Here is a 21,754-nt window from a genome sequence, read left to right as displayed (position 1 = left end):
GAGGAGTTTTCATATTGAACTCCTCTTTTTTTCGGGGGATTGGTATATAAAAGGAGTGGAAAACATGGCAACAGAAAAAACATACCCTATGACGCAAGAGGGTAAACAAAAATTAGAAAACGAACTTGAGCAATTAAAAACAGTAAGACGTAAAGAAGTTGTAGAGCGTATTAAAATTGCGCGTAGCTTCGGTGATCTTTCTGAGAACTCAGAGTACGATGCAGCAAAAGATGAGCAAGCATTTGTAGAAGGTCGTATTACACAACTTGAAAATATGGTTCGTAACGCAGTGATCATTGAAGATAATGGTGAAGAGTCTACAGTTGTAACGTTAGGTAAAACTGTAACATTCAAAGAATTACCAGATGGAGACGAAGAAGCTTACACAATCGTTGGTAGTGCAGAAGCAGACCCATTTGAAGGAAGAATTTCTAACGATTCTCCAATCGCAAAAAGCTTACTAGGTAAGCAAATTGGTGAAAAAGTAGCAATCCAAACACCAGGCGGAGAAATGCAAGTAGAGATTATCTCTGTAAAATAATAAAAGGAGGTTCACTCATATGGGTGAACCTCTTTTATTTTTTTCTTCTATTATCCCGTTGCTCTCAAGATTCTAAGTGAAAAGTGCCAATCGTCCATGATATTTCGATTTTTATCGTATTCGACATGATGTGACAATATAAGGGTCTTAATTTTGATATTATAATTGATGAATTTTTATACTTTTATGTTTGGAAGTATGAGGAGATTTTAAAGGGGATAAGAAAGAGGGAAAGTTCATGAAAAAGAAATTATTTGCAGCATTCACTTGTGGCGTCATGATGACAGGATTAGCGGCATGTGAATCTAGTGAGAAAACAAGTGCATCAAACGAATTGAAATCGAAGCAAGAAGAAAGAAAAGACGAGGTATCTTCGTCCTCCAAAAACGAATCGAATACAAAAGAAAAGCAAGAATTAGATAAGGATAAAAAGAGAGAGAAATTTGAAGACTTTGATCCAGAGTACCAATTAGCTATTGTCATGAGACTTTTTAATGATGTAACTGTTAAATATGATTATGCAATTGGAAATCCTGAATATATGTTACAAGAGTCGATGGATCAGAAAGCAATAGATGACATGAAGAAGTTATTGCAAGAACAGGCAAAAAATAATGATAAACTTTTAAAAGATGAAGTAAATCAAGCTGTTACTTTCCTAAAAGGATCGAAGTTAAAGAAGGATGAAACTCAAAAATTAATCAACGCAGAAAACAACTATTTAAAGATAACAGAAAAACTGATAGCGTGTTTAGATTCCGTAACAGTTGAGAATGCAAAGGAAAAACGAAATGAAATGAATTCTTTAAAACAAGAATATGTGAAAAGTGCAGAGCAAGTAAGGACTACTGCAGTTGAAGTTGCTCAAAATTCAGGTTTAAATGTGGAAACTTATAAATCAGTTTTCGAAAAATATGCAAAGCAACCCGTCAACCAATAAAAAATAATTACATCATATAGGACTGGATAACATTGCGCTTTGTATAAAAGGACTAACACCTCGTCTAAACTGAAAAGACGAGGTGTTTTTTATGAAAATGAAGCGGAGAATTGCGATTACTTTACTCTGTTTTGCATGTATCATGCTATTACTACTTGGTAGGCTAGCTCAAATACAACTTATAGCCACGGAATCATTTACAAAGAGGCATATAAATTTAATTGAAAAGAGTGTTACCCAGCGTACACAAGCATTCACATTGGATGATGGTAGGGGACATTTTGTTGACCGGAACGGAGAAAATCTAGGAGAAGAAAGATACCCAGTGTTAGTCATTTTTCCTTTTCTACAAATAAAAAATGACATGTTAGAAAAAATTACGCATATCATTGGTGTGCCGGGGCAAGACATAAAGCTGCAAATGAAAGACAAACGAAAACCATTTATACTTCAAAGGGGTGATAAACCGTTTCAGTTAACGAAAGAACAGATGGAGAAGGTAAACCGTGCGGATATTTTAGGTATGGTAGCAATCGAAGTGAAAATGAAACAAATATCGGAAGCGGAGCATCTGATCGGAGTAGTCGGAGAAAACGAGAAGGAATTAAAAAAACGATATGAGAAATTAAAAAAACTATCTAGTCAAACAATTATCGGTATTTCTGGATTACAGCAATCGTTTGATGAATTTTTAATGACTGATGGTGAAACAAAAGTATTATATCAAGTAGACAGACAGGGAGAACCGATTTTTGGGAAACGTGCAAAATATACATCTCCTGGAAATCCCTTTTATCCAGTTACGATTCAAACGACGATAGAAAAATCTTTGCAACAAAAAGCAGAAGAGCTTGTGCGAACACATGGAATCAAAAAAGGTGGATTAGTACTACTTGATGTGAAGAAGAGTGAAATTGTAGCAATGGTGAGTAAACCATCTTTACAGATGAACGATAAGCGTGCATATCAAAAAACGATGGAGAACCAAATGTTAACGCCTCATTTCCCAGGTTCCGTTTTTAAAACAGTTATAGCGGCCGCAGCAATTGATAATGATATGATTCAATCTCATCGTATGTTTAACTGTAATACAGATCCGTATGGTGAAAATTTCTCACAGGTTATGATGGGGGAATTAAACTTCACAGAGAGTTTTGCTAGGAGTTGTAACAGAACATTCGCTGTGCTTGGTGATGAATTGATGCAAAAGGATAAACATATAATGGAAACGTATTTAGAAGCGCTAGGAGCGAGTGAGACGGTAGGATGGAAAGGGCAAATGTTTCATACGTCTGGGTTTAAACAGTTGATAGAAGAGAAAAAAGCAACTGTTTGGAATGGCGAAGAAAATAAGGTGGGTCACAAAGCAATCGCTCAAACGGCAATTGGACAAAAGGATGTAAGAATATCCCCTTTAGCCATTGCAAATATGATGGCGACGATTGCAAGAAATGGGGAGAAGAAAGAAGTAAAAGCTGTAAAAGAAATCCGATATAAAAATGGAACGAAATTTTTTTATTTTGAAGACCATAAACTGGAAGGACGACAACTCTCTTATAGTACAGTGAAACAGGTACAATCCTTGTTAAGGAAAGTCATAACGATGGAAAAGGGAACAGGTGCAACGTTTCAATCGCTACCTTTATCTGTTGCTGGAAAGTCTGGGACTGCGCAAACAGGAAAAGAAGATCGTGTAAATCGTTGGTTTGCGGGTTATTTCCCATACGAAAACCCGAGATATGCACTAGTAGTTGTTGATTTAGAAACGAATAGTAAAGAAAATACTGTAACACCGATTTTTAAAGAATTTGTGGAAGAGATTGCTCACTTGGAAGGGAGAAGGTAATCTTGCAATTTATTATCAAATGTTTTCATTTCGTGAAAATGTTACTGTAGTTGTTCAACCATTTAAGATTTAGTGTTACAATAGCAAGTAGGAAAAACTGCATGGAGGTTTGAAGAATGGCAGGAGGATCTAGATTCCAACAGAAACAACAAAAACGTCGTCACAACGGTGTTTTAAATATCGCAATAGCTATCGTATTATTAGCAGTAGCTATTGTAGCGTATCAATTATTTGTTCCTGATACAACAGAGCAAGCGTCTTCTACACAAAAGAAAGTATCTCAGGAAACAACAAAAGGTAATAAAGCTGAGAAAAAGAAAGATAAAGAAGAGCAAGCAAAACTAGAAGAGCAAAAGAAGAAAGAGGAAGAAGAGAAGAAGGCTGCAGAAGAGAAACAAAAAGCTGAGGAAGAAGCGAAAGCAAATGAGAAAGTTCCAGCTGAAAAAACACAGCCTAAAGCAACTGATGCTTATACAAAAGCTTCTTGGAAGCCAGTTGGTACAACGCAAGGTGCAACACCGGCAATGACATTTAAACAAGGGTCAGCAGATTGGAATGAGATGAAACAAGCAATTTCCTCTGCAATTGAAGTTCCAGTGGAACAGTTGGTCATTCACCGCATTGGAAACAACGGTAAGCAAAAAGCATACGGTAATGTACAAGATAAACAAACCGGTAAAAAATATTATGTAAATATTGATTGGGTAGAAAACGAAGGCTGGAAACCAGTACTTGTTCAAACTCTAAACTAAAAAAGAGAAAGGTTCTTAGAACCTTTCTCTTTTTTAGTTAGCGTAATTTTTTTAATTTGAAATGAACAACTGCGCTGTAATATGGCCGTTTGCTTTCAGTATCCATAACCATTTGATGAGAAATATGATGAACTTCCAGCATAAGTGCTTTATTATTGTCAATTTGTTCGTTAACTTTCTTTTCTAAAGAAACTAAGTCAGCTGCCTCAAAAAATTCTACTTTATCTTCCAACATTTCAAAGGTAAATGACACAAAATACGCCCCTTTCTGCATAATCTAGTTAAGTGTAACAAAGAAAAGAAGGAAATACCATTTTCATTTCAATTGACATTTTCGAAAAGAAGGCATATCATACTGATAAAACCGATAAGAAAAAGGGGAATTCGATATGGGTACAGAATTTAACGGTTTATTTGATGAGTGGGCTCATACGTATGATTTATTCGTACAAGGCGAAGATATACAATATCAAGAAGTTTTTGCTCGTTATGAGGCCATTTTAGAGGATGTAGTAAATAAATCATTTGGAAATGTATTAGAATTTGGTGTTGGTACTGGTAATTTAACAAATAAATTATTACTTGCTGGCCATACTGTATACGGCATAGAGCCGTCACGTGAAATGCGTGCTATCGCAAAAGAAAAGTTACCAAAAGGATTTTCGATTACAGAAGGAGATTTTCTTTCTTTTGATGTCCCGAATTCTATTGATACAATTGTAAGCACCTATGCATTTCATCATCTAACAGATGAAGAAAAAGACGTAGCAATTGCGAAATATAGTCAATTGCTTAATAAAGGTGGTAAAATAGTGTTTGCTGATACGATATTTGCAGATCAAGAAGCGTATGATAAAACTGTTGAAACTGCAAAACAAAGAGGTTTTCATCAGTTAGCAAATGATTTGCAAACAGAATACTACACACGTATTCCGATCATGCAATCTATTTTTGAAAACAATGGCTTCCACGTAACGTTTACGAGATTGAATCATTTCGTTTGGGTAATGGAGGCAACTAAGCAATAGAAAGAGGGATTAGATTGAGAATTGCTGTAATTGGAGCAATGGAAGAAGAAGTACGTATTTTACGTGACAAATTAGAACAGGCAGAAACAGAAACTGTTGCAGGTTGTGAATTTACGAAGGGACTATTGTCAGGGCATGAAGTAATCTTGTTAAAGTCTGGTATTGGTAAAGTGAATGCAGCTATGTCAACGACAATTTTATTAGAGAGATACCAACCTGAAAAAGTAATGAATACGGGTTCAGCTGGTGGATTCCATCAATCTTTAAACGTGGGTGATGTAGTTATTTCAACAGAAGTTCGTCATCATGACGTGGATGTAACTGCATTTGATTATGAATATGGTCAAGTGCCAGGCATGCCACCAGGATTTAAAGCTGATGAAGAACTAGTTGCATTAGCTGAGAAATGTATGAAGGCAGAAGAAAACATTCAAGTGGTTAAAGGAATGATTGCAACAGGAGATTCATTTATGAGCGATCCCAACCGAGTTGCAGCAATCCGTGATAAATTTGAAAATCTTTACGCAGTAGAAATGGAAGCAGCAGCGGTTGCACAAGTTTGCCATCAATATAACGTTCCATTTGTAATTATTCGTGCACTTTCTGATATTGCTGGGAAAGAATCAAACGTTTCATTTGATCAATTTTTAGATCAAGCAGCTCTTCATTCTACAAACTTTATTGTAAAAGTATTAGAAGAGTTAAAGTAATGTAACAAAAAGGCAACTGTCTCATATAAAGAAAATACATACAGTTGCCTTTTCTTTATTGGCGAATAAGGAGGAGAACACGATGAAGGTGTATCGTGGAGTTCATGAGTTAATCGGTCATACACCGATTGTAGAAATTACTCGTTTTCCACTTCCAGAGGGCGTTCGTTTATTTTCAAAGCTTGAATTTTATAATCCAGGTGGAAGCGTGAAAGATCGATTAGGAAGAGAATTGATTGAGGATGCACTGGCAAAAGGGTTTGTAGCGCAAGGTGGAACGATTATTGAACCGACAGCTGGAAATACTGGTATTGGACTGGCACTTGCTGCATTAGAGTATGATTTACGTGTGATCGTTTGTGTACCAGAGAAATTTAGCATTGAAAAACAAGAGTTAATGAAAGCTCTCGGTGCAACGGTTGTGCATACACCAACTGAACAAGGAATGACAGGCGCAATTGCAAAGGCAAAAGAATTAGTAAAAGAAATTCCAAACTCATACTCTCCAAGTCAATTTGCAAATGATGCAAATCCACGTGCTTATTTCAAAACATTAGGTCCGGAGCTGTGGGAACAGTTGGGTGGAGAGATTAACATATTTGTGGCAGGTGCAGGTACTGGTGGTACATTTATGGGAACTGCCTCCTATTTAAAAGAACAAAATCGTGAAATTAAAACGGTGATTGTGGAACCAGAAGGATCTATTTTAAATGGTGGTGAAGCAGGTTCACATGAAACAGAAGGAATCGGTCTTGAATTTATTCCGCCATTTTTAAAATCATCATATTTCGATGAAATTCATACCATTTCTGATCGAAATGCATTCAGGCGTGTGAAAGAATTAGCGCAGAAAGAAGGCCTTCTTGTTGGCAGTTCTTCGGGAGCAGCATTTCATGCAAGCTTATTAGAGGCTGAAAAGGCAAAACCAAGTACAAATATTGTAACGATTTTTCCAGATAGCAGTGAGCGTTACTTAAGTAAAGATATATACAAAGGGTGGGAATGAAAATGAGAGCAAAAACAAAGTTAATTCATGGTATTCGCATAGGAGAACCTTCAACTGGATCTGTAAACGTACCGATTTATCAAACAAGTACGTACAAACAAGAAGCAGTTGGAAAGCATCAAGGATACGAATATTCACGTACAGGAAACCCGACACGTGCAGCGCTAGAAGAAATGATTACCGTATTAGAAAACGGTCATGCAGGGTTTGCTTTCGGTTCAGGAATGGCTGCGATTACAGCAACGATTATGTTATTCTCAAAAGGAGATCATGTCATTTTAACAGATGACGTATATGGCGGAACATATCGCGTAATTACAAAAGTATTGAATCGTTTCGGTATTGAACATACATTTGTAGATACAACAAATTTAGATGAAGTAGCAGAAGCAATTCTTCCGAATACGAAAGCAATTTATGTAGAAACGCCAACAAATCCACTATTAAAAATTACAGATATTAAGCAAATTTCTACATTGGCAAAAGAAAAAGGTTTATTAACAATTATTGATAACACATTCATGACGCCTTACTGGCAGTCACCAATCTCTTTAGGTGCAGATATTGTACTTCACAGTGCAACGAAATATTTAGGTGGACATAGTGACGTTGTTGCAGGATTAGTTGTTGTAAATAGCGCGCAATTAGCAGAAGACCTTCATTTCGTTCAAAACTCAACAGGGGGCATTCTTGGACCACAAGACAGTTTCTTACTACTTCGTGGTTTAAAAACATTAGGAGTCCGTATGGAAGAACATGAAACAAATTCACGCGCCATTGCTGAGTTTTTAAATAATCATCCAAAAGTTAATAAAGTATACTATCCAGGCCTTGGATCACATCCAAATCATGCATTAGCAACTGAACAAGCGAATGGATACGGTGCAATTATTTCATTTGATGTAGATAGTGAAGAAACGCTAAATAAAGTATTTGAGAAACTGCAGTATTTTACACTTGCTGAAAGTTTAGGGGCGGTAGAAAGCTTAATTTCTATTCCAGCACAAATGACTCACGCATCTATCCCAGCAGATCGCCGTAAAGAATTAGGAATTACGGATACATTAATTCGTATATCTGTGGGTATTGAAGATGGTGAAGATCTAATTGAAGATTTAGCGCAAGCATTAGCATAATAAAAAGCACTGCTAAAAAAAAGCAGTGCTTTTTTAAAAAATAATTTGTGAAACTTTTCACAAATTAGACACACACAATTAAAAATATTTCGTGTATAGTAAAATCATGAAATGATGCTTCACACATAAACTTGTGAAATATTTCACAAACAATGGAATTCATGTAGGGAAAGTAATTCTATTTTTTTATGCTAAATGGGACTTTTAGAGACCCTGAGGGACAATTAAAGTCCATATAGCGGAATTGGAGGAATTCACATGGTAGTCAAAGAGAAAGTTGTAAATGAAATGCAAGAAGTAACAGAAATGATTGATACGTTGGTAAAGAACGGTCAGGCAGCTTTACAAGCATTAGAGGATTTTACACAAGAGCAAATTGACAACATTGTACATGAAATGGCACTTGCAGGTGTAGATCAACATATGCCACTTGCAAAAATGGCTGTTGAAGAAACCGGGCGTGGTGTATATGAAGACAAATGCATCAAAAATATATTTGCCACTGAATATATTTGGCATAGTATGAAAAAAGACAAAACAGTAGGAATCATTCATGAGGATCCTCATGAAGAAGTGATCGAAATTGCAGAACCAGTCGGTGTAGTTGCTGGGGTAACACCAGTAACGAATCCAACTTCGACAACGATGTTTAAAGCGTTAATCGCAATGAAAACAAGAAATCCAATTATTTTCGCATTTCATCCTTCTGCACAAAATTGTTCAATTGCAGCAGCAAAAACATTACGTGATGCGGCAGTGAAGGCAGGGGCACCAAAGAATTGTATCCAATGGATCAAAAAACCTTCTGTTGAGGCAACAAAGCAATTAATGAATCATGAAGGGGTTGCGCTTGTTTTAGCAACTGGGGGTGCAGGAATGGTGAAATCAGCATATTCTACTGGTAAACCAGCTCTTGGCGTAGGACCAGGAAACGTACCTTGTTATATAGAGAAATCAGCGCATGTAAAACGTGCTGTAAATGATTTGATTTTATCAAAAACTTTTGATAACGGTATGATTTGTGCTTCTGAACAAGCGATCATTGTAGACAAAGAAATTTACAATGATGTGAAAGAAGAAATGATAGCAAATAATTGTTACTTTGTGACAGAAGATGAGCGTAAAAAATTAGAGAAGCTTGTTATTAATGAAAATACATGTGCAGTAAATAGTGATATCGTCGGAAAATCAGCGTATTATATTGCTGCATTAGTCGGAATTACAGTGCCAGAAGATACAAAAATGCTCGTTGCTGAAATTAAAGGTGTAGGTGCTGATTATCCACTATCTCGCGAGAAATTAAGTCCAGTACTTGCTTGTGTAAAAGCAAATTCACTTGAAGAAGGATTCACATATTGCGAAGGAATGTTAGAATTAGGCGGCTTAGGTCATTCAGCGGTTATTCATTCGACAAATAAAGAAGTGCAAAAACAATTTGGTTTACGTATGAAAGCGTGCCGTCTCATTGTAAACGCACCGTCATCACAAGGTGGAATTGGTGATATATATAATGCATTTATTCCATCACTCACACTTGGATGTGGTTCATATGGAAAGAACTCAGTTTCTCAAAACGTAACGGCAACGCATCTATTAAATATAAAAAGACTTGCAAGTAGAAAAAAGAATTTGCAGTGGTTCAAATTACCACCTAAAATTTATTTTGAAAAACATGCGACAGGGTATTTAGCAAATATGCCAAATATTTCACGCGCATTTATTGTAACGGATCCTGGAATGGTCGAGCTTGGTTATGTGGATACAGTAACGCACTATTTACGTAAACATACAAATGATGTGAAGGTGGAGGTATTCTTTGAAGTAGAGCCAGATCCATCAGATGAAACTGTATTTAAAGGTGCTGAAATGATGAGGAGTTTCAAGCCAGATGTGATTATCGCCCTTGGCGGTGGATCGGCAATGGATGCAGCAAAAGGAATGTGGCTCTTCTATGAGCATCCAGAAACAACATTCTTTGGAATAAAGCAAAAGTTTTTAGATATAAGAAAACGTACATGTAAATATCCGAAGCTTGGGAACAAAGCGCAGTTTGTTGCGATTCCAACAACATCAGGAACAGGGTCAGAAGTGACGCCATTTGCGGTTATTACAGATAAGAAGAATAATATAAAATATCCGTTAGCTGATTATGAATTAACGCCAGATGTAGCGATTGTCGATCCGCAATTTGTCATGACAGTGCCACCGCATGTAACTGCAGACACTGGCATGGATGTATTAACGCATGCAATTGAAGCATACGTGTCTATTATGGCAAATGATTATACAGATGGTTTAGCATTAAAAGCGATTGATCTTGTATTCAAATATTTACCGAGAGCATATAAAGATGGCAAAGACGAAGAGGCGCGTGAGAAAATGCATAACGCTTCTGCGATTGCTGGAATGGCGTTTGCCAATGCGTTCCTTGGCATTAATCATAGTTTGGCGCATAAAATTGGTCCGGAATTTCATATTCCGCACGGACGTGCCAACGCAATCTTAATGCCACATGTTATTCGTTATAATGCAATCAAACCAAGAAAACATGCATTATTCCCAAAATATGAGCACTTTGTTGCTGACGAACGTTATGCCCATATCGCAAGAATGCTTGGACTTCCAGCGAGCACAGTAGAAGAAGGCGTAGAATCACTCGTACAAGCGATTATTGCTCTTGGAAAAGAATTGAATATTACTATGAGCATTGCTGGACAAGGTGTGGAACAAGAAGCATTTGAAGAAGTTGTTGGCATGTTAGCGGAAAGAGCCTTTGAAGATCAATGTACAACAGCAAACCCAAAATTACCGCTGATTTCAGAGCTGCAAGAAGTATATATGGAAGCATACAAAGGAGTGTAATAAATGGGAAAGAGCCGCATTTTAGCGGCTCTTTTATTTTGGAAAACTTCTCCCTCATTGGCTGTATTTGCTTGTCTCAGAGGCTATTAGAATATGATACAGTGAGAATGAGGAGTGGTAAAGAGATGAAAGAATTACAACAGAAAATAGCAGATTATATTCGCTTCGGTCAAGTTCTTCTCGCACTAGCCACATTTTTAATGATTGGTTTATTGATTCCCAATGGAGGAAGAGAAACTGTACAATCCTTTGCAATGATGGGTGTTATAGTCTTATTTTTAGGAATGTCATTTTTCTTTTTTAAGCGTGTTAAAGCGTTGCGTGATAGGTTAGAGGAGAACGATTATGAATCAAATTGATAGATGAAACGCTATGAAAAGAGTGTATCTTTTTGTAGCGTTTTTTTCGTATAAAACTTTATATACGATTTATATTGACAATGATAATCTTTATCAATTAGAATGGAGTAGAATTAAGTTCTAATTTAAGGTCATTTGTGAACGGAAAGTTCTTGTCCATTGTTAGAACAAGATAAATATCTAGTATATACTTGAAAAATCCCCCCCTCAACTGTAGTTTTCTTTATACTAGTTATGATATGGATGCAGTAGACAAGTCTTTGTCTACTGTCTTTTTTTCGTTAAAACTTGTATATCGCTGTAATCAGTGATGATAAAGTCCGCATACGGTGTTAATTCTTCTATTGCATGTTCATGATTGGCAATGCCTACAGCAATACTTCCAGCCTCTTTAGCCATTTTTACATCTACAATAGTATCTCCAACCATTACTAGATCATTTGGTTTAATATTAAGCTGTTCACATGCTTTGGTAATCATTTCTGGATGAGGCTTTCCGTTTTCTACATCTTCTGGCGTAAAGAGAAATTGAAGAGATGGTATGTTAAGTAAATCAATACATTTTTTTGTTCTCACCTTATTATCTGAGGTAAGAATACCTGTGTATATTCCTTCTTTTTGCAAAGAAATAATGCATTCAGTTATACCTGGAATAGGATGAAAAGCTTGTTCAATGGATAATTGCTCATTACTTTCTTCAAATATGGTAGTAGTAAGCTCTTTGCAACGATGCCATGGATATTTTTTGATTTGATATAAAAGGCTAGCAACAACAATAATTTCTTCTTCTTCAGATGCGACTGCTAATAGGCCTTTAAAATCAACTTTGTTTGGAGGTACAAATCCAACTGCTTTTTCCCACAGCGGTTCATACTTTTTACCGACAATTTGTGAAAACTTGTATTTTCGCAGTCTATCAATTTCCTGCCAAAATGGAATCGCGTGAAATAATGTACCATCCTTATCAAAGGCAATTGCTTTCGTTTCAATAACCTCTCCAGAAATTTGAATTTTCCCCATATTTCATGTCACCTCGTTTATAATAGTTACCATATACTGTACATTCTGAAATGCATTACAGGTCAAGGAGGGAGTTAAGATTTCTACAATTGAAGATATCGCTAAATTAGCCGGAGTGTCTAAAGCAACAGTTTCCCGTGTGATCAATCATCATCCGTATGTACGTCCAGAATTAAGGGCGAGAGTGCAGGCGATTATTGATGAAAAAAATTATGTGCCTGTGGCAACGGCGAAAGATCTACGTCGTCTACAAACAAATTTAATCGGTGTAGTCGTACCAAATTTACATCATCCCTTTTTTAGTCAGTTAATTCAAGAGTTAAGTGGTATTTTAAAAATAGATCGTTATGATGTCGTGATATTACAATCGAATTATGAAGTTGAGAGAGAAAGAGAATTTTTACAATATATTAGGACGAAAAAGTTAGATGGGCTTATTTTTACTACACTTTCTTTGCCAATAGAGGAAATAGAGCTTGCGATAACTTCAGGAGCAATTGTTATTTGTAATGAACATGTAGAAACAGAACTCGTATCTACAGTTCAATTTGATGAAGAGTTAGCCGGTTATATTGGAACGAGGCATCTTTTGGAAAATGGATATACACGTATAGGGTTTTGTTACGATACATTAAAAAGTAAAGCGCAGAGACAGAGATACCAAGGCTATAAACGAGCTTTAAAGGGGTACGATATACAGGTGCAACGAGAATGGATATTTTCGAATTGCTGTGGACTGAAGGATGGAAAGAATATTATACATATCATTCAATCTATGCAAAATGCACCTGATGCAATTTTTTCAGGTAGTGATGAGATAGCTGCTGGAATCATTATGGAAGCGCAGCGATTAAGAATTCGTATCCCACAAGATTTTGGTGTTATGGGATTTGATAATCAAGAACTCTCCATGATCATGCACCCTAATATAACAACGATTAATACCTCCATCAAAAGTATGGCAAAGAATTCTATCGTATTATTGCATAAACAATTACGAGGAGAGCATGTACAGCGTATACAATTGCCTATCTCAGTTATAGAAAGAGAATCTACAAGAAAGGAGTAGGAGTATGTTCCATACAGATCGTTTACAATTTCGTAAATATACAATGGCTGACTTAGAGTTTTATGCATCCTTATGGGGAAATGAAAAAGTAATGCGCTACATTGGGAATGGAATGCCGAAAACATACGCACAGTGTAAAAAAAGTCTTGAAAGCTGGGTGCTTGCTAGTTATAAAAACGGTTTAGGATTATTTCTAATGATTGAAAAGGGAACAGATACACCAATTGGTCACGCAGGGCTCGTTAGGCAACAAGTAGATGGCAAAGAAGAAATTGAAATTGGGTACTGGTTACTTCCTGAATATTGGGGGAAAGGGTATGCAAAGGAAGCAGCAACAGCTTTTCGAGATTACGGCTTTCAAGGGTTAAGACTAAATAAACTCATTTCCCTTATTAATCCAGATCATCCTGCATCTATCTTTGTCGCTCGAAAAACAGGAATGAGTTATGAGAAGACAGCATCATTTCATGGAATAGATATTCTTGTATATGCAATTAAAAGAGCTGGATAAACCCTGCTCTTTTAAAGAATGAGGCCACTCAATACCATTAATAGATTTAAAACTATATGCCATATAGTAGCTGGAATGATGCTATTTGACTTCACAACTATTCCTCCATAAAATATACCAGCTAAAATGAAAGCGGTGGAAACACTCCAAGAAAAACCTAAAGAATAATGCTGGAAACCAAAACTAATGCTTGTAAGCAAAATAGCCCATTTTTCACCAAACTGATTTGTAAACTGATGTAATAAGATTCCTCGCCCAATACATTCTTCTAATGCGCCATTGATAACAGAAAACAATATGGGAAATAACATAATATGTTGTATGTAAGACAAATCTTTTTGCAGTAGAAAAGGTATAAAAGTGATGATATTAATAGAGATGGCGATGATGAGAAATAGATAAATTTTTACTTGATGAGGTCCTTTCCAAATAAAAGGCATATGTAAGGTATGGTTCCATTGTGGTTGATTCCAATTTAGAGATATCCGCTGTTGGCGTGCAAGAGCATCTAAGAGAAATGGTAAAAAAACAAGAAGTAGGCAAAGACGTTTTACAATAATTGTTAGTTCTCTTGAAGAAAATGAAATTTGATTCATAGCAGATAAATAAAAGGAAAATCCCATTCCAAATAAAAGAGAAGTCCATACAAAACGATGATAATGTTGCTTTTTAAGCAAAGGAAGTAATGTAAGAATCCATAGACTAAAAAATACTATATTAGTAGTTTGCACGGTAATTATAAGGAATGTAAAAGAAAGCAGTAAGGAAAATTTCTCCATCTTTTTCTCTTTTTAAAAAGGTAATATTTATCTCTTAAAGAATAGTATATAACAATAAAAGGGGGAATGGGATTGTATATTTATTATAATGGACTCATTATTCGAGAAGGAACGACAGGTGTACCAGCTTATGCAATTAAAAGTTTATTTGAAGATGCGGGCTGGAGCAACAATAGCATTCCATCTTGGCAAATTGAAAAATTTACGATAGCATTTGAAAATTCAACATGGGCTTTTACGATTTGGGATGATGAAGAAATGATTGCGATGGTTCGTGTCATTTCTGATCAGATCATGGCTGCCAATATTATGGATTTAGTTGTGAAGTATGAATATAGAGGAAAGGGATTAGGCAAGAAGCTCGTTTCCCTTTGTATGCAGAAACTACCCCATGGGGATTGGTTTGCACATACATCTGCGAATAATTTTGATTTTTATCGTAGTTGTGGTTTTGAAGTACGTGATTTATCCCAAAATGGGACATGTGCTTATTACGGTTATAATGAAGCAAAAAAAGAGGGGCATCGATAGAATAGCGATTGAAAACTATAAAATGAACTATCATTCATTTTATAGTTTTTTTATGTTAAAATTATAAAGAAAATTCAGAATCTTGAAAAGGGGGATGAAATTGAATATTAAAGTAGGAGATATGTTTCGTTATGAAAGAACATTTACAGAAGAAGAGGTTTTGGAATTTGCTCATCTTACAGGGGATAAAGGGAGACATCATATGGAACATGATGAGCAGGGACGTTTAATGGTACATGGTTTATTAACTGCAAGCATTGGAACGAAAATTGGTGGAGATGTACATTACATAGCACGGGAATTTGTAAGTGAATTCATCAGGCCCGTTTTTACTGGAGATACAATTACTTGTGATGTAACTCTTACAAGTGTAGAACAAATGGAAGGGTACAAAAAGGTATCTATGGAGTTGATTTATCGTAATCAAAAAGGTAAAGACGTATTAGTAGGAACAAGTTACGGGATCATACGAGAGTAACGTGTATATTGTTCATATAAAAGTTAAAAGGCATTGCAAACATATCGTTTGCAATGCCTTTTAATATACGCGCTTTCGATTTTCAGCATGGCTAGAGATGAGTAATAATGCAGATTCTTCGCCAATATTACGCACAATATGTGGCACGCATGCACTCCAGGAGAAAGAATCTCCTTCTTCCACAATCGCGATATCTTCTCCATGTTGTACTTCTAATTTACCGCGTAATACAAGATGACATTCTTCACCTTCATGAGCATTTGGTGTGTTTTCTTTTGGGAATCCAACTGGAATCTCTACTAAAGATAAACGAAGGCCTCCCTGTTCAGCGACATGCTCAATCCTTTGTTCATCTTTTCCATATACACTATATTTTCGTTCCTCTTTTTTTACAATTTTCATGTGATCTTTTTGCTCAAGTAATAAATAAGGAAGAGGAACGTTTAAAAATTTGGAAATTGTTTCTAAAGTTGAGATGGATGGGGACGTTTTATTATTCTCGACTTGACTCATAAAACCTTTAGAAAGTCCCGTCCCTTCACAAATTTGGGCGATAGTAACGCCTCTGCGTTGACGAATTTCACGTATTGCAGAACCGATATTCATAATAATCAAGCTCCTTTTTTGTAGACAACTATTTGTATCATAGCAAAAAAAACATTTTTTTCTCAAGAAAAATAAATTGACGAATAAAAATTTTTATTGTATGTTTTGTAATGTAAATAAAAGATTTATATTACAAAACAATAGAGGAGAGAACAAAATGAATCAACATATTGGTAATTTAATTATTCGTATCGTATTAGGAGTAACGTTCTTTATGCATGGTTTGACAAAGTTTCAATCAGGGATTGATAATATTGCAGGATGGTTTACAAGCATTGGTTTACCTGGAGCGCTTGCATACGGCGTAGCGACGGTAGAATTAGTTGGTGGTCTATTATTGATTATTGGTTTAGGTGTACGTTATATTGGATTATTATTCGCACTTATTTTAGTTGGGGCAATTGTAAAAGTGAAATGGTCTGCTGGTTTATTAGGCGATGGAAAGAATCCAGGGTATGAACTAGACCTTGCTTTATTAGCAATGGGCCTTTACTTATTCGTTGTTAAAGCTGAAGGTTTTGTAGATAATTTCTTAAAAGCAACTGTATTCAAAAAAGATTAATCGAAATGGGGGCATAACAATATGAGCTTTCAACTTCATCCCAATACAACACTCGGTGTTGTGCATTTATATGTATCGAATGTAAAGACATCACTGACGTTCTACACAGAGGTATTACGTTTGAAAGTGATAAAAGAAGAAGAAATGATCGTTACGCTTGGTAATGAAAATAATGAACCGCTTCTTATAATAGAGGAGAAAGAAAATGCTCTTCCAAAACAAAGAAGTCGAACTGGTTTATATCACTTTGCAATCTTACTACCAAGTAGACAAGATTTAGCAAATATTCTTCGTCACCTTGTGCAGAAAGTATATCCGTTACATGGCGGGGCAGATCATTACTTTAGCGAAGCAATTTATTTAGCTGACCCAGATGGAAATGGAATTGAAATTTATCAAGATCGTCAAAGAGAAGTGTGGCGAGATGAAAAGGGAGAGCTTCCGTTTGTTAGCAACCCATTAGATGGTGAAGGATTATTGCAACAAGGAAATGCGTGGAACGGATTTCCAAGGGGAACGGTAATGGGGCATATCCATTTGCATGTTGCTGATTTAGAAGAAGCAAAACGTTTCTATGTAGATGGACTTGGATTTGAAGTAACGATTCCAGCTCGAAACGGTGCATTATTTGTTTCAGCAGGTGGTTATCATCATCATGTTGGTTTAAACACATGGCAAGGCGAAGGTGTGCCGCCGCAAATGCAAGATTCCGTTGGTTTGAAATATTTCACCATTGTACTAGCAGATGAAAAACAAAAAGAGCAAATGTGTGAAAGCTTAAAATATATTGGCGCGGTTGTTATGTACAAAGAGGGAATATTACAAGTAGAGGATCCATTTGGCCACTGCATTCACTTAATTACAAAAGGAGAAGCCTAAATAAAGGCTTCTCTTTTTTTACTTTCTTATAATTGCTTTTTCATTTTGTAAAAAAAGTTCATTAAACTGTCTTGCGAGTTCGAAATCAAGTTTTGTTAAACCTTTTGCATTCCATGATGACAAAGTAATAATGACTGCTTTATACTGAATAAGGATAAATGGATGGTGATTGTGTTCTTCTGATAGTTTGGCTGCTTCAGAGACAAATTCGACACCTTTTAAGTAGTCGGAAAACATATATTTTCTTTCAATCCATTTTTCATCTTTCACTGTCCATTTATCTAACTTTGTTAATTCCTCTCGTACTTCTTCATCTGTTAGTCGTTGCATTATTTTTCACATCCTTTATTGAGAGTAGAGTAAGACCATTATTAATTAAACGTTGAACAGATTCGTTTTTTGTAAAAGTAGATAGCTGTTGTAACAACTGAGCAGATGTTTCGTGTCCTTTGTTATGTTCTAAAAGCAATTCTAAAATTTCAAGACGAAGTAACCATTCTTTTGTAAAGAACTGATTTAGGACTTCTTGAATTGTTACTAATTGTTCTACATGTGAATTTTGTAACATGCCTTCATTTCGAATATCGCGAACAGTTTGATACATACGATCAAGCTCCGTTAAGGTAAGTGATGTAGGTGTTTCTTCTGCTTCTTCCTCTACTCCGAAGAATGCTGCCACGTCTGCTGCACCTGGGAATACAGAAGTGATTTCTGAACCAACTGCCATGTCAAACGCTCCCCATGAGGCATCAAATAATAGACGATCTTTGTAAATCACTGTGCAATTTGTAAATGAAATAAGAGCGATTTTTTTATCGTTTTTCACAATATCAGTCACTGTTCCTTTTACGTGAACACCGCTTGTGAAGAAGAGTTCCGCTTGATTACCAATGATAACGCCTAATGATTGTAACTCTTCATCTGTACAATCCTCGAGTGAGATATTTCTTTCTAATAAACCAACTGGTGTACCAAAGCCATCTTGATGTACAGCTGTAGAATGATTTGGTAGTTGTTTATTATTTAGTGCTAATGCAGTCGGTGTGTTTGTTTTCATGTAAATCACTCTACCTGCATCATCTTGAATTTTTTCTGCAAATGTACCTGTAATTTGTAAACCACTACTTAATTGAGCGGTTGCATTGTTTTCAGAACGAATTGCTTTTTCTAATCCTTTTGCGCCACCTGTCTTGAAAGCCATTGTTTCAGAGAAGTTCTCAAGTGCCTCTGTTAATTCTTCAAATGACTCGCATACAAATAGCTGTGGCTGCATTTTTGTAACATCATATGTCGTTTGTATACAAGTTTCAATGGAGAATGGAACTTTTTCAACAGCGTCTGTTAAACAATGTTTGCTCTCACCAACAGAGGAAAGAAGACCAGCACCGTAAATTTTTGGATTATTTATATCTCCAATTAAGCCGTACTCGACTGTCCACCAGAAAAGACGAGAAATTTGTTCTGCTTCTGATAAGCCAGAAACAAGCTTTTGCTTTTCTGCAACTTCTTTTTCAGCTGCTACAACTTCTTCTGGTGTAGAAGTTGGACTTTCTTTCACAATTGTTAAAGTACGTACAGCTTCAAAAGCATCGTGCTCTTCTTTCGTTGAAAATGCTTTTGCTCCAATTTGTCCAAATCGTTTTACATATTTTGCATATGTAGGGTCAAGTAAAATCGGTGCATGCCCAGCTGCTTCATGAACGATATCAGGCGCTGGCGTATATTCAATGTTTTCTACTTTACGAATATCTGTTGCGATCGGTAATAAACCATGCCCTTGAAAATCAAAGAACGCTACGCCAGGAATAAGACCGTCAATCGTTACGGCGCCCCAGCCACTTGGTGCTAAACATTCATTCATTTCTTCCACCTTTGGAATCGCATCTATATTAATACCAGATGATTGCAGTCCGTTCACATAGGCTGGATGAGCAACATCTTTTAAAAAGTTATGATTTTGTCTCATAATGTAACGCCATACAGCGTGATTAATTGGTGTATATTGATCGTAATGCTGCGTGGATACAAATGGTTTTAAATGTGATGGAATTTCTGTTTTTGTTGTCATTCATACATCCCCCTTTTTATACGTAAAAACTGCTCTCGTTCCTTTTACGTATATCACCTCCTTTCAAAAATTGTAAGCGCTTATAAAATTTTATCATAAGATTCGGAATTATTTAATATTTGTTTTGTGAGAAACAGAAAAAGACCCTATCGGAAAATCCGATAGGGGCGGAAAAATAGCGGGATCACCTTAGGTACGAGAATGCTTACATCTCAGTTACTGATAACGGAAAAATCCGTCTTTTTCTTCATGTACAAAGCATTATGAAAAATTATAATTTGCACAAACCATCAGTTCACTGAGTCATAGATATAAGCCGCTACTAGGGATGCCTTAAAAGCTATAATTCGTTCAATTAAATTATGTTTTTTATAAAAATATATTTAAAAAGTTGTCAATGTAATAATCTTTTTCAAATAGTAAATAGGCGGGCATGATAAAGGAGATTAATTATGGGGGGATGAAAGAGAAAGATGTGGAAAAAACTGCTTATTTTTATACTTTGTATTTGTTACTTGCAAGAAACTACTCTTGATGTTCAAGCTGAGGAAAAAGATATACGAGTAGCGTTTATTCGTAATCATGATCTCTGGATCAAACTTGATGGAAAAGAAAAACAAATAACAAAAGGAGAATACATAACAAAACCCAAATGGTCACATGATGGAAAGTGGATTGCATATGCAAAAGGTGAAGAGCAAAAAGAGCTCGAATTGTACCACGTTGTGGATGGGGAAAAAGTTGTTCCTTCTCAAACAGAAGCAACGAATTATCAATGGTCGCCGGTAGAAAATATAATTGCATTTGAATTTACAGGTACATTAAATACATTTGATGCAGAGAAGAAGAATGCAACGTTTGAAAATGTATCATCGGGTGTTGGTGATTATGCATGGTATCCAGATGGAAAGAAATTTCTTGTTTCGTCTGAGGCTCAGTTGCTTCCAACGGGTTGGACAGGAGCACAGTTATATGAAGTACAAAAGGATGCTGGAATGAATCCTAATAAAATGAAACACCTGTATACATTACCGAGTATACAGGAGGATTTTCTCGCTTATGTTGCAAGTAATTTCAAGTGGTCTCCAAATGGAAAGTGGATTGCATTTTTAGCTGTTCCAACCGCTTCGTGGTCAGCGGATAGTAATACACTTTGTCTTTTGAAAGCGGATGGGAGTCATTTTGAAAAAGTAGATCAAATGTTATTAAATAGCCAGTGGATACAATGGGCTCCATCGAAAAATACATTGGCTTATATTGAAGGAAGCGGGAGAATTGCATTAGAAAATAAACATTTAAAAATAAAAGAAGTCCCTGCCCTTCAGCAAGAAAAATTTACGCCTAAAGGGGATGTTGATTGGGATTTCACATGGCATAATGACGAACTTATTACACTTTCAAGAGCTCGAGAAATGGAGTGGAAAAATGAAGAAGAAAAAAGATCATTCCCTTCTTTATACCAAGTAAATATTCAATCAAATCGCCAGCGCCAAATTACAACTCCCCCAAAAAAATATGGGGATTACAATCCAGTTTATATAAAGCGTGAAAATCAACTGACATGGATGCGTTCTGACCGTAAAAAGGCAGATATGTGGTTGGCGAATGGGGATGGAGCAAAAGCGAAGAAATGGATTGAAAATATAGATGTACCCGAGTGGTATTATGAAAAATGGAATTGGGAAAATGTTATTGCTGTAAAAGAAGATTGAAAAAAGCCGCCTAAAAGTGAAGTGACCCCTAAAAGTTAGACACGGTTATTTCATTAGGCAGCTTGATAAAAATGAGTCCGGTATTGTACCGGGCTCATTTTTAATTTTGCCTTTATCCGTTTGGTATTATAATAATCTATATATTTTTCTAATTCTATTTTGAAATGCTCTACACTTTCAAACTCTTTTATGTAGAGAAATTCAGACTTCATGATTCCAAAGAAATTCTCCATTACTGCGTTGTCGTAACAGTTGCCTTTACGAGACATACTTTGTACGATACCTCTTTCTTGTAATGCGTGACGGTACTGTTTCATTTGATAATGCCAACCTTGATCTGAATGCATCAATAGTTGGTG

Annotated in this window: 24 protein-coding genes; 17 read left to right on the top strand and 7 right to left on the bottom strand. The window is 36.0% G+C overall.

The features are described from left to right. The first annotated feature begins 64 nt into the window (after positions 1–64). The 4 genes from greA to M014_RS0121115 all read left to right on the top strand — a co-directional run bounded on the left by greA (position 65) and on the right by M014_RS0121115 (position 4,079). Positions 65–541 (top strand): transcription elongation factor GreA, encoded by a 477-nt coding sequence (gene greA / locus M014_RS0121130; protein ID WP_035415628.1) that lies wholly within the window; start codon positions 65–67, stop codon positions 539–541. Between the two features lie 238 nt (positions 542–779). Then, positions 780–1,481, top strand: a complete 702-nt coding sequence (locus tag M014_RS0121125) for a hypothetical protein (RefSeq protein ID WP_026593459.1) — start codon at positions 780–782, stop codon at positions 1,479–1,481. Positions 1,482–1,572: 91 nt separating this feature from the next. After that, the gene (locus tag M014_RS0121120) at positions 1,573–3,327 is read left to right on the top strand and encodes a peptidoglycan D,D-transpeptidase FtsI family protein (RefSeq protein ID WP_026593458.1); all 1,755 of its coding nucleotides are present in this window, start codon (positions 1,573–1,575) and stop codon (positions 3,325–3,327) included. Between the two features lie 116 nt (positions 3,328–3,443). Further along, entirely contained in the window at positions 3,444–4,079 is a 636-nt protein-coding gene (locus M014_RS0121115) for a YrrS family protein (RefSeq protein ID WP_026593457.1), read from the top strand. Between the two features lie 37 nt (positions 4,080–4,116). Here M014_RS0121115 and M014_RS0121110 read toward each other — a convergent pair whose 3' ends face one another. After that, a complete protein-coding gene (locus M014_RS0121110; protein ID WP_026593456.1) occupies positions 4,117–4,332 on the bottom strand; it encodes a YrzA family protein in 216 nt (71 codons plus the stop codon). 136 nt (positions 4,333–4,468) lie between these two features. Between M014_RS0121110 and M014_RS0121105 the strand changes: the two genes are divergently transcribed. The 6 genes from M014_RS0121105 to M014_RS0121080 all read left to right on the top strand — a co-directional run bounded on the left by M014_RS0121105 (position 4,469) and on the right by M014_RS0121080 (position 11,180). Next, positions 4,469–5,107, top strand: a complete 639-nt coding sequence (locus M014_RS0121105; protein ID WP_026593455.1) for a class I SAM-dependent methyltransferase — start codon at positions 4,469–4,471, stop codon at positions 5,105–5,107. 14 nt (positions 5,108–5,121) lie between these two features. Next, a complete protein-coding gene (gene mtnN, locus M014_RS0121100) occupies positions 5,122–5,817 on the top strand; it encodes a 5'-methylthioadenosine/S-adenosylhomocysteine nucleosidase (RefSeq protein WP_026593454.1) in 696 nt (231 codons plus the stop codon). Between the two features lie 82 nt (positions 5,818–5,899). Beyond that, positions 5,900–6,823, top strand: a complete 924-nt coding sequence (locus M014_RS0121095) for an O-acetylserine dependent cystathionine beta-synthase (RefSeq protein ID WP_026593453.1) — start codon at positions 5,900–5,902, stop codon at positions 6,821–6,823. A 2-nt stretch (positions 6,824–6,825) separates the two neighbouring features. Beyond that, entirely contained in the window at positions 6,826–7,959 is a 1,134-nt protein-coding gene (locus M014_RS0121090) for a bifunctional cystathionine gamma-lyase/homocysteine desulfhydrase (RefSeq protein WP_026593452.1), read from the top strand. A gap of 258 nt (positions 7,960–8,217) precedes the next feature. Next, positions 8,218–10,821 (top strand): bifunctional acetaldehyde-CoA/alcohol dehydrogenase, encoded by a 2,604-nt coding sequence (adhE, locus tag M014_RS0121085; RefSeq protein WP_026593451.1) that lies wholly within the window; start codon positions 8,218–8,220, stop codon positions 10,819–10,821. Between the two features lie 125 nt (positions 10,822–10,946). Continuing rightward, positions 10,947–11,180: a YrhC family protein gene (locus M014_RS0121080; protein WP_026593450.1), complete on the top strand. Its 234-nt coding sequence runs from the start codon at positions 10,947–10,949 to the stop codon at positions 11,178–11,180. A 264-nt stretch (positions 11,181–11,444) separates the two neighbouring features. Here the strand turns inward: M014_RS0121080 and M014_RS0121075 are convergent, their stop codons facing one another. Then, the gene (locus tag M014_RS0121075) at positions 11,445–12,200 is read right to left on the bottom strand and encodes an HAD family hydrolase (RefSeq protein ID WP_026593449.1); all 756 of its coding nucleotides are present in this window, start codon (positions 12,198–12,200) and stop codon (positions 11,445–11,447) included. A 115-nt stretch (positions 12,201–12,315) separates the two neighbouring features. Between M014_RS0121075 and M014_RS0121070 the strand changes: the two genes are divergently transcribed. Together M014_RS0121070 and M014_RS0121065 are read left to right on the top strand one after the other, a co-directional pair. Then, entirely contained in the window at positions 12,316–13,269 is a 954-nt protein-coding gene (locus M014_RS0121070; protein ID WP_026593448.1) for a LacI family DNA-binding transcriptional regulator, read from the top strand. 4 nt (positions 13,270–13,273) lie between these two features. Then, positions 13,274–13,780, top strand: coding sequence for a GNAT family N-acetyltransferase (locus tag M014_RS0121065; RefSeq protein ID WP_026593447.1), 507 nt, complete (start codon positions 13,274–13,276; stop codon positions 13,778–13,780). Between the two features lie 11 nt (positions 13,781–13,791). On the opposite strand, the gene M014_RS29770 is transcribed toward M014_RS0121065, so the two are convergent. Next, positions 13,792–14,559: a CPBP family intramembrane glutamic endopeptidase gene (locus M014_RS29770; protein WP_197030416.1), complete on the bottom strand. Its 768-nt coding sequence runs from the start codon at positions 14,557–14,559 to the stop codon at positions 13,792–13,794. Positions 14,560–14,631: 72 nt separating this feature from the next. Here M014_RS29770 and M014_RS0121055 point away from each other — a divergent pair, with 72 nt between their 5' ends. Beyond that, the gene (locus tag M014_RS0121055; RefSeq protein WP_026593446.1) at positions 14,632–15,090 is read left to right on the top strand and encodes a GNAT family N-acetyltransferase; all 459 of its coding nucleotides are present in this window, start codon (positions 14,632–14,634) and stop codon (positions 15,088–15,090) included. A gap of 100 nt (positions 15,091–15,190) precedes the next feature. Continuing rightward, positions 15,191–15,568: a MaoC/PaaZ C-terminal domain-containing protein gene (locus M014_RS0121050; RefSeq protein WP_026593445.1), complete on the top strand. Its 378-nt coding sequence runs from the start codon at positions 15,191–15,193 to the stop codon at positions 15,566–15,568. Positions 15,569–15,628: 60 nt separating this feature from the next. On the opposite strand, the gene M014_RS0121045 is transcribed toward M014_RS0121050, so the two are convergent. Next, entirely contained in the window at positions 15,629–16,174 is a 546-nt protein-coding gene (locus M014_RS0121045) for a helix-turn-helix domain-containing protein (protein WP_026593444.1), read from the bottom strand. A 157-nt stretch (positions 16,175–16,331) separates the two neighbouring features. Between M014_RS0121045 and M014_RS0121040 the strand changes: the two genes are divergently transcribed. Further along, the gene (locus tag M014_RS0121040; protein WP_026593443.1) at positions 16,332–16,736 is read left to right on the top strand and encodes a DoxX family protein; all 405 of its coding nucleotides are present in this window, start codon (positions 16,332–16,334) and stop codon (positions 16,734–16,736) included. Between the two features lie 21 nt (positions 16,737–16,757). Beyond that, positions 16,758–17,615, top strand: coding sequence for a VOC family protein (locus M014_RS0121035; protein WP_026593442.1), 858 nt, complete (start codon positions 16,758–16,760; stop codon positions 17,613–17,615). An 18-nt stretch (positions 17,616–17,633) separates the two neighbouring features. On the opposite strand, the gene M014_RS0121030 is transcribed toward M014_RS0121035, so the two are convergent. Together M014_RS0121030 and M014_RS0121025 are read right to left on the bottom strand one after the other, a co-directional pair. Further along, positions 17,634–17,948, bottom strand: coding sequence for a 4a-hydroxytetrahydrobiopterin dehydratase (locus tag M014_RS0121030; RefSeq protein WP_026593441.1), 315 nt, complete (start codon positions 17,946–17,948; stop codon positions 17,634–17,636). Next, positions 17,926–19,683: an aromatic amino acid hydroxylase gene (locus tag M014_RS0121025; RefSeq protein WP_026593440.1), complete on the bottom strand. Its 1,758-nt coding sequence runs from the start codon at positions 19,681–19,683 to the stop codon at positions 17,926–17,928. Before M014_RS0121025 ends, M014_RS0121030 begins: the two co-directional genes overlap by 23 nt. A gap of 473 nt (positions 19,684–20,156) precedes the next feature. On the opposite strand from M014_RS0121025, the gene M014_RS0121020 reads away from it, so the two are divergent. Continuing rightward, positions 20,157–21,395 carry a TolB family protein gene (locus tag M014_RS0121020; protein ID WP_026593439.1) on the top strand — a complete coding sequence of 413 codons (1,239 nt, stop codon included), beginning with the start codon at positions 20,157–20,159 and terminating at the stop codon, positions 21,393–21,395. Positions 21,396–21,448: 53 nt separating this feature from the next. Here the strand turns inward: M014_RS0121020 and M014_RS0121015 are convergent. Further along, on the bottom strand, positions 21,449–21,754 hold a 306-nt coding region (locus M014_RS0121015), incomplete at its 5' end, for an IS3 family transposase (protein ID WP_026593438.1).

It is taken from the genome of Bacillus sp. UNC437CL72CviS29 (assembly GCF_000482345.1).
Lineage (GTDB): Bacteria > Bacillota > Bacilli > Bacillales > Bacillaceae_G > Bacillus_A > Bacillus_A arachidis.
Note: the sequence above shows the minus strand (reverse complement) of the source record. Positions and strands in the feature narration are given on the sequence as shown.